Origin of the sequence: Methylobacterium sp. WL9 (genome assembly GCF_008040035.1) — a bacterium.
Lineage (GTDB): Bacteria > Pseudomonadota > Alphaproteobacteria > Rhizobiales > Beijerinckiaceae > Methylobacterium > Methylobacterium thuringiense.
The window spans coordinates 1-15,199 of the sequence record NZ_VRVE01000012.1 but is presented as its reverse complement, the minus strand read 5'-3'; the positions used below and the strand labels follow the sequence as shown (position 1 = coordinate 15,199).

The window sequence follows — 15,199 nt, the reverse complement described above, 5'->3', positions numbered from 1 at the left end:
GAACCTGTGGCGCTCCCGCCGGCCGTCGAGGCTTGCGAGCCCTGCGCTGGCGTCAGGGCAGCACGACCCGCCCGGTGAGCGGCAAGACGATGGTGCAGGCGAGGCCGCGCGGCGCGAGGGCGATGACGGTGGTTGCCTTGAACTCGTCCGCGAGCGTGCGCTTCAGGAAGGAGAAGCCGAAACCCTCGCGCACCGGTCCTCGATCCTCCGGCAGGGCGCAGCCGGTTTCCGTCCAGGCGAAGTGCAGGCACGGATCGACGGTGCCGTCCTCGATCTGCCAGGATACCCGGATCCGCCCGCGCTGGCGGGAGAGCGCGCCGTGCTCGACGGCGTTGATCGCGAGTTCGTGCAGCGCCAGCGCCAGGATGTCGGCGGCGCCCGGACGCAGGCGCAGCGGCGGACCGGAGACCGATGCCCGGTCGCCCTCCCGTGCATGGTGGGCGGTGAGCTCGTTGGCGACGAGTTCGGACAGCTCGACGCCGGCGTTGGGATCGCGGAGCGCCGGACCCTGGGCTCGGGCGAGGGCGCCGAGCCGGCTGTCGAGCCTGAGCACGTATCCGTCGAAGTCGTCCCGGGTCTCGGCGGTTCGGCGGACGATGGCGCGCAGCTGCGACAGGGTATGGCGCACCCGGTGCTGCAGCTCGGTGAGCAGGGTGCGCTGGTGCTCGTGGAGCGTGCGTAGCGCATCGATGTCGGTCGAGGTGCCGATCCACTCGACGTCGGCGGTGTCCCCGAGCTGCTCCGGGACGGCCCTCTCCTGGAACCAGCGGTAACGCCCCTCCTGCGCGTTCCAGATCCGGCATTCGACTTCGTAGGCGCCGCGCTTCCTGGCCTGCGCCCACGCCTTCAAGATCGCCGGGCGGTCGTCGGGATGCATGGCGTTGAGCCAGCCGCGGTCGAGGCTGTCCTCGCGGCTGTGGCCGGTATAGGCGAACCATTGCGGGCTGTGCCACGTGGCGTGGCCGTCCCAGGCCGAGCGCCAGACGAGTTGCGGCACGTTCTCGATCAGCCGTCGCTGCCGCTGCTCGCTGGCAGCGACGGCATCGCGCGCCAGCTTCGCGCCGAGCGCGTCGGCGATCTGGGCCCCGTAGAGATCGACGAGACGCCATTCCCGGTCCGTCGGCCGGTGCAGCCTGAAGAAGCCGGTCGACAGGGCGCCGATGGGCGCGCCGTTCCGATCGAACAGCGGCGTGACCTGGACCGCCCGGAAGCGGAACTCGGACGCCGCCGCGCGCAGGTCACGCTGCGCGGGGTCGCTGTCCATCTCGTCGTAGATCACCCGTATGCCGAGCGTCATCGGCCGATGCCAGATCGAGCTCCGGTCACGGGCCGACGCCACGCCGAACCGGTCGAGATAGTCCGCGGCGCAGCCGGTCTGCGCGGTGATGGTCAGGGTCTCCTCGCCCGGATCGTAGATCCGGATCGTCCCGAAATCCGCATGCAGCAGGTGCACCGTGGCGGCCAGCATCTCGTCGAGGAGGGATTGCCATTCCGATGGCTGCGCGACGCGCACGGCCCAGTCGTGCAGCCGCGTCAGCACTGCGAGTTCGTCGGCGACCTCCCGCCGCGCCGTTTCGCTGGCGATCTCGGCGCTCTTGCGTTCCGTGACGTCCCAGACGAGCCCGGTCAGCCGAGTCTCGCCGGTCACCGGATCGGTTCGCGGCTGGGCGCGTTCCTCGAGCCATGCCGTCTTGCCGTCGCACGGACGGACGATGCGAAATTCGCTCTCGTAGCTCTCGCGGCGCGCTCCGGCTGCCGAGACCGTCGCACGGTGGCGGTCCCGGTCGTCCGGATGGATGTGGCCGAAGCCGTCGAGGCTGCTGCCGACTTCGTCGCCCCGCTCCAAGCCGAACAGGTCCTCGATGGTGCCCGAAAGGGTGATCTTGTCGGCGGCGGGATCCCAGTCCCAGGCGACCATGCGTGCGGCCGCCAGCGCGGCGTCGAGGCGCCGGCCGCTCTCGCGCAGCGACGCTTCCACCCGCGCCCGTTCCAGCGCCTCCCAGGTTCTCTCGGCGACGGCGGCGACGATCGCCGCTTCGTCCGGCGCCCAGGCGTGCGGCCCCGCCGTCGCGACGCTCAAGGCGGTGACCCAACGTCCGTTGCGGACCAGCGGCACGACGAGGAACGCACCGATCTCCAGGCGAGTATAGATGGTGCTGCCGGCGGTCAGTGGATCCCTGGCGACGTCGGCGACGCTGCCGGTCTTCCCCGACGAAAGGTGGCGGATCAGGGCAGGTCCGAACGCGTCGAGCGCATAGCTGCCGGCTCGACCCGGGACTTCGTCCGACGTCCAGCCGCGGCCGACCCGTGCGATACCGGCATCCGCGTCGATCTCGGCATAGCCGACCCGGTCGGCGCCGAGGTGGCGGCCGAGTTCCGCGCAGGTGGCGGCTGCGATCTCGACGACATCGTTCAGTCCGCGCAGGGCATCGCCGAGCCGGATCAGGAGTGCCCGCCGGCGTTCGAGCTGCACCCGCGCCGTCGTCTCCAGGATGGTCGCCCGGACGCCGCCGATCCGGCCGGTCTCGTCGCGGATCGGCGCGTAGGAAAAGGTCCACCAGGACAGGTCCGGCAGGCCCGGCCGCGGCACGTGGAGCGGCAGGTCCTCGAAGTAGCTCGACGTCCCCGCGAAGGCGCTTTCGTAGACGTCGCCGATGGAACTCCAGATATCCGCCCAAGCGGTATCGAAGGGCAGCCCGAGCGGGTTCGGACGGTCGCCGATGATTGGGATGAAGGCATCGTTGTAGAGACCGATGCGCTCCGGTCCCCAGGCGACGAGACTCGCGAAGCGGGATTCGAGGATGTCCGCAGCTGCGAAGGTCAGGGCCGCAGGCCACTGGGCGATCGTACCGAGCGGCGTCGCGGACCAGTCGTGGTCGCGAATGCCGTCGGCCATCGCTCCGGTGCAGAACGGCCATGAAGCCGGCCTGTCGTCGTCGCGGTGAGCGGTGAGCACGATTCCCTTCAGCGCCCCCTGAACCAACTTCGACATCGACGTCCAGACCCGGCGGTTAATCCTCGTTGGCGTCCAGATGCCGGCCGACGTGATCGAGATGAAGATAATTCGGATTAAACAGCGATGCAGCCTTAAGTGCCGCGAGATCGGGAATCGTCAGCTGGCGTCCGCGCAGGGTGAGGAGGCCGTTCGCTCGCAACTCCTGCAGCACCCGGTTCACGTGGACGTTCGACAGCCCGAGGGCGTCGGCGAGATCGACCTGCGTCACCGGCAATTCGCAGGAGTTACCGTCCGTGAGGTCGACGGCCCGCATGCGGAGGAACAGTTCGCAGAAAAGGTGGCCGAGCCGCTCCGTCGCCGTGCGCTGGCCGATATTGACGGTCCATTCCCGCTGGACGGCGGTGGCCACCAGCATTTCCCACCACAGCGCCTGTGTGATGCGCGGATGCAGTTCGGTGATCGCCGTGAGTGCGTCCCGATTGATTTCGGCGACAGTCACGGCGCTGAGCGTACCGATCGAGTGATCCATCTCCCGCATGACGAAGACATGGGTGTCGCAAAGGTCGCCGGGGAGAAAGAACGCGATGATCTGCCGGCGGCCATCCTCGAGCTGCTTGTAGCGGCAGGCCCAGCCCGACAGGATCAGGTTCACTTGATCCGGACTCTCGCCTTCTCGGATGATGTCTTCGCGAGACCCGATCCTGCGGACGTTCAGTCGCGCGGCTTCGTTGAGAGCCTGCCTGTCTTCGGACGACAGCCGTGCAAAGCGCTGAAGCTTTCGGACTAGGGGGTTGTCCATGCTGACGGCCGTCCGTTCATCTCGGTGCGCCTCATAGCGTTGCCCAGCGGCGCGCGATTTAACCCGTGATAAGAACCACGCTGTAAATCGAAGGTTGCACCGTCTCATTGATCTCGAGATTGTTCGATGAGACGGTTGCGGTCCCGGTCGAGCCCGACGCATGGCGATGGGCTCAGCGAATCGGGGTCCGCGATCCTGTTAGCGCGCCAGCGATCGTCCGAGCCGTATCGAGGATAGCCGTGTTGCGCTGCTCCGGCGCTCTCCACGGCCGCCGAGCGATGCCTCGATCCGCGCGAACGCGTCCTCGGGCGATGCCGCAATCACCGCAAGCGCAACGGGCAAGGCAAGCGCTACCCCGGCGGCGAAGACGCGCCCGGCGATCGTGACGCCGAGCCTCGCCGCCGACGGCTTGACGCTCGCCGCGACGCGTCTGACACCAGCAGCGATCCGCCCGAGCCAACGGAGCCATGCCCCCCGTGTCCGCCGCCGACGACCGCACGCCGCCACGGCGCTTCAATGCCGGCCGCCACTGCCTTGCGGACAACGCCCGGCTCCGGCCCGGCAAGACCGCGCTGGTGATGGTTGGTGCCGGCGACGACGTCACCCGGATCACCTACGCCGAGGCCGACCGTGCAATCCGCGGCATCGCCGCCGGCTTCGCTCGTCTCGGCCTGGAGCCCGGCGCACGGGTCATGATCCGCATGGGGAACGAGGCCGATTACGTCCTGGTCTATTTCGGGGCGCTCGCCGCCGGGCTCGTGGCGCTGCCGTCCTCATCCCAGCTGACGCCCGCGGAGGCGGCCTTCCTGATGGAGGATTCCGGCGCCTCCGTCGTCGTGGCCGGCCGCGACGCCGCTCTCGACCGTGACCGCCTCGGCGACCGCATCGTTCTCGACTCCGAAAAAATCGCCGAGATGAAGTCCGGAGAGCCGGTGGCCGAGTATGCCGACACCGCCGCCGACGATCCCGCGACGCTGGTCTACACCTCCGGCACCTCCGGCTCGCCGAAGGGCGTGCTGCACGCGCATCGCGCGATCTGGGGCCGCCGGCCGATGCACGCGCACTGGCTCGGCTTGAACGAGGGCGACGTGATGCTGCATGCCGGCGCCATGAACTGGACCTACACGCTCGGCGTCGGCATCACCGACCCCTGGGCCTGCGGTGCGACCGCCGTGATCTACAACGGTCCGCGCGAGCGGGGGATCTGGCCCGGCCTGATCGCGGCCCACGGCGCCACGATCTTCGCCGCCGTGCCGAGCGTCTACCGCCAGATCCTCAAATACGCCGACCTGTCGCAGCATGATCTTTCGCGGTTGCGCCACGGCGTCACCGCCGGGGAGGCCCTGCCGCCGGACCTGCTCGAAGCCTGGACGGCAACCACCCGGACACCGCTCTACGAGGCGCTCGGGATGAGCGAGATCTCGACCTACGTGTCGAGCGGCCCGACGATTCCCGTGCGCCCCGGCTCGCCGGGCCGGCCGCAGCCCGGCCGCCGCGTCGCGATCCTGCCCGCCGAGGGCGATCCCGAGCCGCTGCCGCAGGGCGAGACAGGCCTGCTCGCCATCCACCGCTCCGAGCCCGGCCTGATGCTCGGCTACTGGAACCGCCCCGACGAGGAGGCCACGGTTCTACGCGGCGACTGGTTCACCGGCGGTGATCTCGCCAGCCTCGATGCCGACGGCTACCTCTGGTTTCACGGCCGCAACGACGACCTGATGAACGCCATGGGCTACCGGGTCTCGCCGAACGAGGTCGAGGCGGTGCTGGCCGAGCATCCCGACATCGCCGAGGTCGGCGTCACCGAGCTTGCGGTGCGCGCCGACGTCAGGGTGATCGCGGCCTTCGTCGTGCCGCGGCCCGGCGCCGTACCGGACGCCCCCGCGCTGATCGCATGGTGCGGCGAGCGGCTCGCCGCCTACAAGACCCCGCGCGAAATCCGCTTCCTCGACGCGCTGCCGCGCACCGCCAACGGCAAGGTTCAGCGCAAGCGCCTCGCCGAGACCCAATCGTGACCGGCCTCCGAAGCCGACGCTCCGAAGGCCGTGCGCTGCACGAGCGGCGAAGCGCATGCGCGCGTGCCGGGGCGATCGCTGAAAGACTCCCCTGTCACGGCTGCCGGCAGGGCGGAGGCCACCAGCTTGTTCGCGGGACGCCCGGCGGATAGAGCAGGCGGCGCAGCAGCTTGAAGAAGAATGTCCGCGCTCCCGCTCTCCGTCTTCATCATCGCCCGGAACGAGGCCGACCGCATCGGCGCGACGATCCGTGCGGTGCGGGACCTGACCGACGACCTCGTCGTGGTCGATTCCGGCTCCACCGACGGCACGCAGGAACTCGCCGCATCCCTCGGCGCCCGGGTGATCCACAATGCCTGGCCGGGTTACGGCCCCCAGAAGCGCTTCGCCGAAGAACAGAGCCGCCACGTCTGGCTGTTGAACCTCGACGCCGACGAGGTCGTGCCGCCGGATCTCGCCGAGAGGATCCGCGCCCTGTTTGCCGGCGGCGAACCCGTTCATCCGGCCTGGAGGATCGGCATCGCCGAGATCTTTCCGGGCGAGTCCCGGCCGCATCCGTGGGCCTACACGCTGACCCCCGTCCGGCTCTACCGCAAGGATCGCGGCCGCTACTCGCCGTCCACGGTGCACGACCGCGTCGAGATGCAGCCCGGCGCCTCCGAAGGCCGGCTCGCGGGGGTGATCCACCATTTCTCGGTGCGCTCCCTCGGCGACCAGCTCGACAAGCTCAACCGCTATTCCGACCAGCAGGCGGACGACCTCGCCGCGCGCGGCATCGAAATCCCGGCCTGGCGGGTCTTCGTCGAGCTGCCGGGCAACTTCCTCAAGGCGTATTTCGGCCGGCGCCATTGCGTCCGCGGCGTCTACGGTTTCCTGACCGCGATGAACTACGCGATCTCCCGGCACCTGCGCGTCGCCAAGCACTACGAGCGCCGCGTGACCGCCCGCAGCGCTCCGACCTCCGCGAAGCGGGTTGACCCGCCCAATGCGAGCTTCTAGAGCCGGTATCAACGGAGACGTGGCCGAGAGGCTGAAGGCACTCGTTTGCTAAATGAGCATACCCCTAATAAGGGTATCGAGGGTTCGAATCCCTCCGTCTCCGCCATCAATTTTCCAGAAAAATCAAGAAGTTACGCGGGCCGCCGCGGGATATTGCGTCCTGCTGTCGTATCGGGCGGCGTGCGCTCGGCGATGCGTTCGGTCTCCTGATCGAGGCTGCCCAAGACGTGCGGCCTGAACAGCGGCAAATGCCGGCGACTCCCGATCCCTGTTGTCGCTGCCGGCGGGCCGGAGAGGTTGCCGAGCACGTCGCGCCGCCTGTCGGCATCGACGAGAACGAAGCCCTGTCGCCTTCGAGAGATCTTCGTTCATGCGGCCTCGACCCAGAGGGTCTGCCGAGCATCTGGGCCCGCAAGCGCCGGCCTTACGGGCTTGCGGGCGACGCGGCTCCGGAAAGCGCCCTCGCTCGGCGCCGATGCAAGCTTGGCAGAATGACGCTGCCGATCATCCGTGCCAGGAAACGAAAATTGCTCGGTTGCTGGAAATATAGTTTGGCGTTCTTTTGACACGCGAGTTCTTACAGTTATAAATCTATCGATGTTGGCGCGTTCTTGTTGTGCGTCTTGTCCGAGTAGAATCCAAGTCTTGAGCTGCCGTGTCGTCCTGCTGCGGCGTGATCGTGAAGACTTGGCCTGAGAAGTGCCGCTCCGATCATGAATATCGCCGTTCGGCCGTCCCCGTCGGATCGGTCTCGCTCCGCTCGCGTGGCATCGCCTCGACAGGCGCAGGCCCGGATCGCCGGGCGAGGGGCTCCGTTGCTTGCCGTCGAGGCTCTGTCGCTCAGCTTCGGCGGCACGGTCGCCCTCGACCGCGTGGACCTGTCGGTGGGCGTAGGTGAGATCCACGCCGTCATCGGGCCGAACGGGGCGGGCAAGTCTTCGCTCATCAATGCGATCAGCGGCCTCTACACCCTGGATTCCGGGGCGATCCGGATCGGTGACGACCGCTTCACCCGTGTGCCCACGAAACGGCTGGCCCGGCTCGGCGTGGCGCGCACTTTCCAGAACCTCGCCTTGTTCAAGGGGCTGACCGTCCTCGACACGGTGACGGCCGGACTGGTCGACAGCCAATCTGCCGGGCTGGCGGCGCAGATCCTCGGCCTGCCGACGGCGCGGCGCGAGGCGCGTGCGCAACGGGAGCGGGCGGAGGCGGTGATCGGCTTCCTCGATCTCTCGGATGTTCGCGACCGCCTCGCCGGCACGCTGCCCTACGGCGTGCAGAAGCGGGTCGAGCTCGCCCGCGCCCTGGTGGCGAGCCCGCGGCTCCTCCTGCTCGACGAGCCCATGGCCGGGATGACGGCCACCGAGAAGCAGCGGATGAGCGGCACCATCCGTGCGGCGCGGGCCTCCGGCGCCACCATCGTGCTGATCGAGCACGATATCGGCGTGGTGATGAGCCTGTCGGACCGCATCACCGTGCTCGACCACGGCCGCCGCATCGCCTCCGGCACGCCGGCCGAAATCCAGGCCGACCCGGCCGTCATCGCCGCCTATCTCGGCCTCGCCTTCGATGAGGAGGCCGCGTGAGCCCGGATCTCGCCTTTCTCGTCGAGGTGCTCGTCGGCGGCCTGCTCTCGGGGGTGATGTACGCCCTCGTCGCGATCGGCTTCGTGCTGATCTACAAGACCTCCGGCGTTCTCAACTTCGCCCAAGGGGCGATGCTGCTCTTCGCAGCGCTGACCTTCGTCAGCCTGACCGAACGGGGCGTGCCCTTCGCCGGCGCCTTCGTGGCGACCCTCGGCGTGATGGTGCTGCTCGGGCTCACCATCGAGCGGGCGGTGCTGCGCCCGCTGGTCAACCAGCCGCCGATCACCCTGTTCATGGCGACGCTGGGTGTCGCCTACGTCATCGAGGGCGCGGCCCAACTCGCCTGGGGCACGCAGGTGCACGGGCTCGATCTCGGCATCGACGACACGCCGATCGACATCGCCGGGGTGTTCGTCAGCCGTTTCGACCTGTTCGCGGCGGCCGTCGCCGGCCTGATGGTGGCGGTGCTCAGTCTGTTCTTCCGCTACACCCGCACCGGCCTCGCCTTCCGCGCGGTGGCCGACGATCCGCTGGCCGCGCTCAACACGGGCCTACGCCTGCCCCGGATCTGGGCCGCGGTCTGGATCGCCTCGGGCATCGTCGCCCTGGTCGCCGGGCTGCTCTGGGGCGCGCGCCTCGGTGTGCAGTTCTCGCTGTCTTTGGTGGTGCTGAAGGCGCTGCCGGTGCTCGTGCTCGGCGGCTTCGATTCGATCCTCGGCGCCATCGTCGCCGGGCTGATCGTCGGCGCGGTCGAAAAGCTATCCGAGGTCTATCTCGGGCCGTTCATCGGCGGCGGTATCGAGGGCTGGATCGCCTATGTCGCGGCGCTGGGCTTTCTGCTCGTGAGGCCGTCCGGGCTGTTCGGCGTGCGCAGCGTCGAGCGGGTCTGAGCGCCATGGCCGCGACCTCCGCCCCCCTCGCCAAAACCGTTTTGCGGCCTTCCGCGAACGCCGTCGGCATCGCGCTCCTGCTCGTCCTCGCCTACGGCATCGTGCCCCTCGTCGGCACCAGCTACCTCTACGAGGCGATCCTCACGCCGTTCCTGGCGCTGTCGCTCGCGGCCCTCGGGCTCAACCTGCTCACCGGCTATGCCGGCCAACTCTCCCTCGGATCCTCCGCCTTCATGGCTCTGGGGGCTTACGCCGCCTTCAACCTGTCGCTGCGGCTGCCCTTCCTGCCGCTGCCGGTGACGATCGTGCTGGCCGGCCTCGTCGCGGCCACTGCCGGGCTGGCAGCCGGATTGCCGGCCCTGCGGCTGCGCGGCTTCTACCTTGCGGTCTCGACGCTGGCGGTGCAGTTCTTCGTCGGCTGGGTGCTGAACCGCTTCGCCTGGATCTCCAACGACAGCCCGTCCGGCGTGATCTCCGCGCCGCCCCTCGTCATCGCCGGCCTCTCCTTCGAGGATGCCCGCGGACGCTACCTGTTCTCGCTCACCGTGGTCGCGCTGCTGACGTTCCTGGCCTGGCGCCTCGTCACCTCGCCCACCGGCCGCAGCTTCGTCGCCGTGCGCGACAACGAGACCGCCGCCCGCGTCATCGGCGTGAAGGTGGCGCGCACGAAGCTCCTGGCCTTCGCGCTGTCCTCCTTCGTGGTCGGCGTCGCAGGCGTGCTCTGGGCCTTCGCCTACCTGCGCACGGTGGAGCCGGCGGGGTTCAACCTCGATCGCTCCTTCCAGATCCTGTTCATCGTCATCATCGGCGGCCTCGGTACCCTGCGGGGCGCCTTCCTCGGCGCGGGGCTGATCGTCGTCCTGCCGCTGCTGCTGTCGCGGTTCGGCGCGGCTGTCCTCGGCGACGGCTTCGATTCCGGCACGCTGGAGATGTGTCAGCGCATCGCGCTCGGCACCCTGATCGTCGCCTTCCTGATCCGCGAGCCCGCCGGCCTAGCCGCGCTCCTCGACCGCGCCGTGCGCTGCCTGCGCCGCGCCGACTGACCGTTTCGTATTTCCCGAACGACGAACCGAAGGACACCCCATGCCCACGCTCAAGATCCGCCTGCGCTCCGCGCTCGTCGCAGGCACGGCGCTCCTCGCCCTCACTGGCGCGGCGAATGCCGACGAGCAGCACTTCCCGCTGCAGAGCTATCGCGTCGGGCCCTACGCGGCCGGCGGCACCGGCTTCTTCGGCGGCTTCATCGACTACCTGAACCTGATCAACACCCGCGACGGCGGCGTGAACGGCGTGAAGCTCACCTGGAGCGAGGGCGAGACCCAGTACGAGGTCGAGCGCGGCGTCGAGGTCTACGAGCGGCTGAAGTCCCGGCCCGGGATCGCAGCCTGGAATCCGCTCTCGGTGGGCATCGCCTACGCGATGATCGACCGGATCACCAAGGACAAGGTCCCGCTGATCACGATCAACCACGGCCGCACCGATTCCACCGACGGCCGGGTCTTTCCCTACGTCTTCCCGCTGCTGCTCAACCCCTACAGCGAGACGTCCGGGATCGTCGAATACTTGGCCTCCCGCGAAGGCGGCCTCGAAAAACTCAAGGGCAAGACCATCGCGGTACTTTTTCACGGCTCGCCCTACGGCAAGGAGACGATCCCGATCTACGAGCTGCTCGCCAAGAAGTACGGCTTCAAGGTCGAGCAGATCGAGGTGCCGCATCCCGGCAACGAGCAGCAATCGCAGTGGCTCACCATCCGCCGCCTGAAGCCCGACTACGTCGTGCTGCGCGGCTGGGGCGTGATGAACCCGGTGGCGCTGAAGACCGCGCAAAAAACGGGGTTTCCGGCCAACCGCATCGTCGGCAACGTCTGGTCGAATTCCGAGGAGGACGTGATTCCGGCGGGCGAGGCCGCCAAAGGCTACGTCGCGATCACGACCCAGGCCTCCGGCGCCGAGTATCCGGTGCTGCAGGAGGTGACGAAGACCGTCTACGGTGCCGGCACCGGTAACCTCGCCGACCGGAAACGCATCGGCAGCGTCTATCACAACCTCGGCATCGTGAACGGCATTCTCAACGTCGAGGCGGTGCGGGCGGCGCAGGAGAAATTCGGCAAGCGCACGCTCACCGGCGACGAGGTGCGCTGGGGCTTCGAGCATCTGCGCCTCGACGAGGCCCGCGTCGCCGCGCTCGGCGCCAAGGGGCTGTTCCACTCGATCAACGTCACCTGCGCCAACCACGAGGGCGAGGGCCGCGTCACTTTCCAGCAATGGGACGGGGCGAAGTGGAGCGTCGTCTCCGACTGGATCGCGCCCGACTGGGCGACCCTGCGCCCGATCATCGAGGCGTCCTCGGCGACCTACGCCAAGGAGCACGGCCTCACCCCGCGCGACTGCGCCAAGGAGGAGGCTGCGAGCCAGGCTCCGGCCGTCGGCCAGTGACCGCGACACCGCTTCTGCGCGTCGAGGGGCTCGAGGCGCGCTACGGCGGTGCCGTGCGCGCGCTCGTGGGCGTCGACCTGACGGTCGGCGCGGGGGAGATCGTGGCGCTCGTCGGCTCCAACGGTGCCGGCAAGACCACGGTGCTCAAAGCCGTCTCGAACCTCCTGCCCGCCGAGCGTGGGCAGGTCACCGCCGGGCGCATCGTCTACGACGGCCTCGATGTCGCCCGCACGCCCACCGACGCCCTGGTGCGGGCTGGGCTCGTCGGCGTGCTGGAGGGGCGGCACTGTTTCCGCGCGCTGAGCGTCGAGGAAAACCTCGTCACCGGCGGCCTCGGGCGAGGCTCGGGCCGTGCCGCGATCCGCGCCGACCTGGACCGGATCTTTTCGGTCTTTCCGCGCCTCGTCGAGAAGCGGCGGGCGCTGGCCGGGCTGATCTCGGGAGGCGAGCAACAGATGGTCGCCATCGGCCGCGCGCTGATGGGCCGCCCGCGTCTGCTCGTCCTCGACGAGCCCTCGATGGGGCTCGCCCCGAAGATCGTGGCCGAGATCTTTTCGACCCTCGCCCGGCTCAACCGCGACGAGCGCCTGACCCTGTTGCTCGCCGAGCAGAACGTCACCGTGGCGCTACGCCATGCCGACCGCGCCGTGGTGCTGGAGAACGGCCGCAGCGTGCTGGAGGGGACGGCGGCGGAGCTGCGCGCGCGGGACGACGTCAGGGCGTTCTATCTCGGCCTCGGGGCGGCGCCCGCCCTCACGGCGGCGTGACCGCCCCGGACGGCGCTCTTCTCCGGCCGGTAGACCTTGCGAAAGCATCTTCCGGATTCCGCGGCAAATACAGGATTGCAATTCATTGACGCGGTTCGACTTTGATCGAATAAATACAAGACGGCCGAGCTGATCTGTTCACGCAGAGAGGCGGACATCGCGTTTAGATCTCAGAATTGTACACGCCCCAGACTTGATTGCCTGGCGTGTCGCAACCTGCGCGCCCGATGATGTTCTCGAAATTCCACGACCATGCGCCCGCGCCGGTCGAACGCCGCCGCATGCCCGAACGACCAGCCGAGACGAGACCAGACGTCATGATCGACCCCGCGACCCCGACCGAAGCTTCGACAGGGACGAGCATGCGCCGCCTGCTGGCCGCGCTGATGGGCAGCTGCCTCGCCTGCACGCTGCCGCCGGCGATCGACGCCGCCCAGGCTCAGGCGCCGAGCGCCGTCGAGACCTTCACCGGAGAGGCCGGCCCGCGCACCGATGCGGGGGCGATCGGCGTCGCGCCGGACGGCACGGCGAAGTGGCACGGGCCGCTTGCCCCCTACGCGGCGTCTCTCGCGACGGCGGGCCTGAGCTTCGACGTCAACGTCTACGAGTACTTCTTCTCGAACCCGAGCGCCGGCCTGCGGCCTGGGCAGCTCTCGAACTCGACCTACAACGTGCTCAGCCTCGATGCCGACCTGAACACCATCGCCGGCATCAAGGGCGGCTACTTCCACTTCGCGCAGACCTTCTTCAGCCTGCGCTGGAACAACCGCAATATGGACGGCGACGTGGGCGATACCACGGTGGGCTACCAGCCGACCTTCAACCGCGACTTCGCCCGGCTCTCGATCCTGACCTACGAGCAGCGCCTGCTCGACGACCGGCTCGCCATCGAGGTCGGGCGCACCCATCCGAACCGCTACTATGCCCTGCCGCCCTGCCAATCGAGCGTCAGCTGCTTCCAGGACATCCTGCAGATCAATGCCGGCGTGACCTCGCCGCTCTACGGCGTCTGGGGGGCCAACGCCGCCTACAAGATCTCGCCCGAGGACTACATCCAGGCTGGCGCCTTCGCGGTGACGGGGCGCGCCAACTTCTCCTCCGGCTACGATTTCGGCCACGAGCCGCTGAACGGCGCCCTGGTGCTCGCCGAGATCGGCCGCTCCACCACCTTCGCAAGCCAAGCCTATCCCGGCCGCGTCGCGCTGACAGGCTTCTACAACACGGCCGACCACGAGGATAACTTCAAGACGGTCTTCGGCCGCTCGAAGGCCCTCAATCCGGCGGATCCTGTGCTGCAGCGTTCGGGGACCTCGGGCGTGATCCTCACCGCCTCCCAGGTGGTCTGGAGGGCCGACGACGGGGCCGACGCGGCCAACCTGAACCCCACCTCGATCCAGGCCTATACCAGCCTGGCCTACGCCCCGGACCCGACCATCCCGATCCGCTGGAACGCCTTCGCCGGCCTCACCCTGCAATCGCCTGACCAGTCCCGGCCCCTCGATCGCTACGGCGTCAAGGTCAACTGGCAGCGCATCGCGGCCGATTACGCGCAGTTCCTCGGCGACGCCAACCTCGTCTCCGGCGGTCCGGGCGGCGCCTATTCCCGCGACAAGCTGGTCTTCGAGGCGAACGCGCATCTGGCGCTCGGCAAGGGCATCTTCTTCGAACCGGTGGTTCAGTACCTCGTGAACGGCAATTCGTTCTGGAACCCCTACACGCCCAACCGCTCGAAGGACGGCTTTTACGTCGGCGCCACGCTGATCGTGCCGCTGGGCTCGATCCTCGGACTCGCGCCGGGTTAGAGTCGGCCCCGATCCCGCTCGAAACGCGCTCGAACACGGCGGCCGACACCGAGCCGCTTCGGTCGGAGATCGGGGGGATGCCGTCGGCGAACGCATGGGGGGCATTCATCGGTCGCCGTCCGCTGCCGAATGGCCACCCGCGCAGTCCTGCGCCGAGGGGCGATCTCCGGCGGAGGTCGGACGAAGCGGTGCAGCGTTCCGATTGACAGGCCGATCGACGCTTTCTATAGGGCTCCTCCCGGTGCGGCGCCTCGTAAGGCTGGCTGCACCGACGGACTTCTCGATCAGATCTGAAAGCAGAACTTGGAGCGATCCGGGCGATGCTTTCTGTTTTGTTGGTTGTGGAGTGCGTGCTCTGGATGCGGATCTTCGGTCCGTTTCTTCCGAGAGATTATCGGAGAGCTTGCCCCGGCTTACGCCGGGCGGCGATCCGTCGATCTTTTGGGGCAGAGATGTCGGTTCCGAAAATGCGGTTCGCCGGATTTTCGAGTTGACAGGGTTTTCGAGGCGCTCTAAACGGCGCCTCCACTTCGAGATTGGCGGCCGACAGGCTCTTGTTTCGAAGATCTACCAGTAAGGATTGTGGCTTTATCTGGGAAACCGAGACGTTACGATCTTCCGGTCTTCTGAAAACTTCGGTCCGCTGAATTTTCGAGTTGACAGGGGCTTCGAGGATCTTTAGACGGCTCCTTAGCTTCGAGACTGGCAGCCAACATGGCTTCGGTTTCGAGGGTCTACTGGAAGGGATCTAGGCTCTATCTCGGGAAACCGGATTGGTCTGGATCTTTAGTTGAGACGGAGAATTCTGACTTCGAATTTTCCTACTTGACACGATTTTGGCGGCGCATTAATCAGCGCCTCCGCTTTGGGTCTGGCTGGTTGATCTGGTTTTGATCTGGGGTTTATTTCGAGAGATCTTGAGCTTCGGCTTGCTTGGTCTTTTGTGTTCTTT

General features: G+C 68.0%; 10 protein-coding genes and 1 tRNA gene. 9 read left to right on the top strand and 2 right to left on the bottom strand.

Annotated elements, in window-relative coordinates:
* Window positions 1–52: 52 nt before the first annotated feature.
* Window positions 53–2,992, bottom strand: coding sequence for a PAS domain-containing protein (locus tag FV217_RS06765; RefSeq protein WP_147816278.1), 2,940 nt, complete (start codon window positions 2,990–2,992; stop codon window positions 53–55).
* 19 nt (window positions 2,993–3,011) lie between these two features.
* The gene (locus FV217_RS06760) at window positions 3,012–3,755 is read right to left on the bottom strand and encodes a Crp/Fnr family transcriptional regulator (protein WP_147816348.1); all 744 of its coding nucleotides are present in this window, start codon (window positions 3,753–3,755) and stop codon (window positions 3,012–3,014) included.
* Window positions 3,756–4,222: 467 nt separating this feature from the next.
* Between FV217_RS06760 and FV217_RS06755 the strand changes: the two genes are divergently transcribed.
* The 9 genes from FV217_RS06755 to FV217_RS06715 all read left to right on the top strand — a co-directional run bounded on the left by FV217_RS06755 (window position 4,223) and on the right by FV217_RS06715 (window position 14,247).
* On the top strand, window positions 4,223–5,767 hold the full coding sequence (locus tag FV217_RS06755) for an AMP-binding protein (RefSeq protein ID WP_238232616.1): 1,545 nt from the start codon (window positions 4,223–4,225) through the stop codon (window positions 5,765–5,767).
* A gap of 180 nt (window positions 5,768–5,947) precedes the next feature.
* The gene (locus FV217_RS06750; protein WP_147816276.1) at window positions 5,948–6,766 is read left to right on the top strand and encodes a glycosyltransferase family 2 protein; all 819 of its coding nucleotides are present in this window, start codon (window positions 5,948–5,950) and stop codon (window positions 6,764–6,766) included.
* 13 nt (window positions 6,767–6,779) lie between these two features.
* Window positions 6,780–6,872: transfer RNA gene (locus FV217_RS06745), tRNA-Ser, on the top strand.
* Between the two features lie 607 nt (window positions 6,873–7,479).
* The gene (locus FV217_RS06740) at window positions 7,480–8,352 is read left to right on the top strand and encodes an ABC transporter ATP-binding protein (protein WP_147816274.1); all 873 of its coding nucleotides are present in this window, start codon (window positions 7,480–7,482) and stop codon (window positions 8,350–8,352) included.
* Window positions 8,349–9,242, top strand: coding sequence for a branched-chain amino acid ABC transporter permease (locus FV217_RS06735; protein WP_147816273.1), 894 nt, complete (start codon window positions 8,349–8,351; stop codon window positions 9,240–9,242). Before FV217_RS06740 ends, FV217_RS06735 begins: the two co-directional genes overlap by 4 nt.
* Before the next feature lie 5 nt (window positions 9,243–9,247).
* Window positions 9,248–10,285: a branched-chain amino acid ABC transporter permease gene (locus FV217_RS06730; RefSeq protein WP_147816271.1), complete on the top strand. Its 1,038-nt coding sequence runs from the start codon at window positions 9,248–9,250 to the stop codon at window positions 10,283–10,285.
* Window positions 10,286–10,325: 40 nt separating this feature from the next.
* Window positions 10,326–11,678: an ABC transporter substrate-binding protein gene (locus FV217_RS06725; RefSeq protein WP_147816269.1), complete on the top strand. Its 1,353-nt coding sequence runs from the start codon at window positions 10,326–10,328 to the stop codon at window positions 11,676–11,678.
* Window positions 11,675–12,445 (top strand): ABC transporter ATP-binding protein, encoded by a 771-nt coding sequence (locus tag FV217_RS06720; protein WP_147816267.1) that lies wholly within the window; start codon window positions 11,675–11,677, stop codon window positions 12,443–12,445. Before FV217_RS06725 ends, FV217_RS06720 begins: the two co-directional genes overlap by 4 nt.
* Window positions 12,446–12,807: 362 nt before the next feature.
* On the top strand, window positions 12,808–14,247 hold the full coding sequence (locus FV217_RS06715; RefSeq protein WP_147816346.1) for a carbohydrate porin: 1,440 nt from the start codon (window positions 12,808–12,810) through the stop codon (window positions 14,245–14,247).
* Window positions 14,248–15,199: the final 952 nt, after the last annotated feature.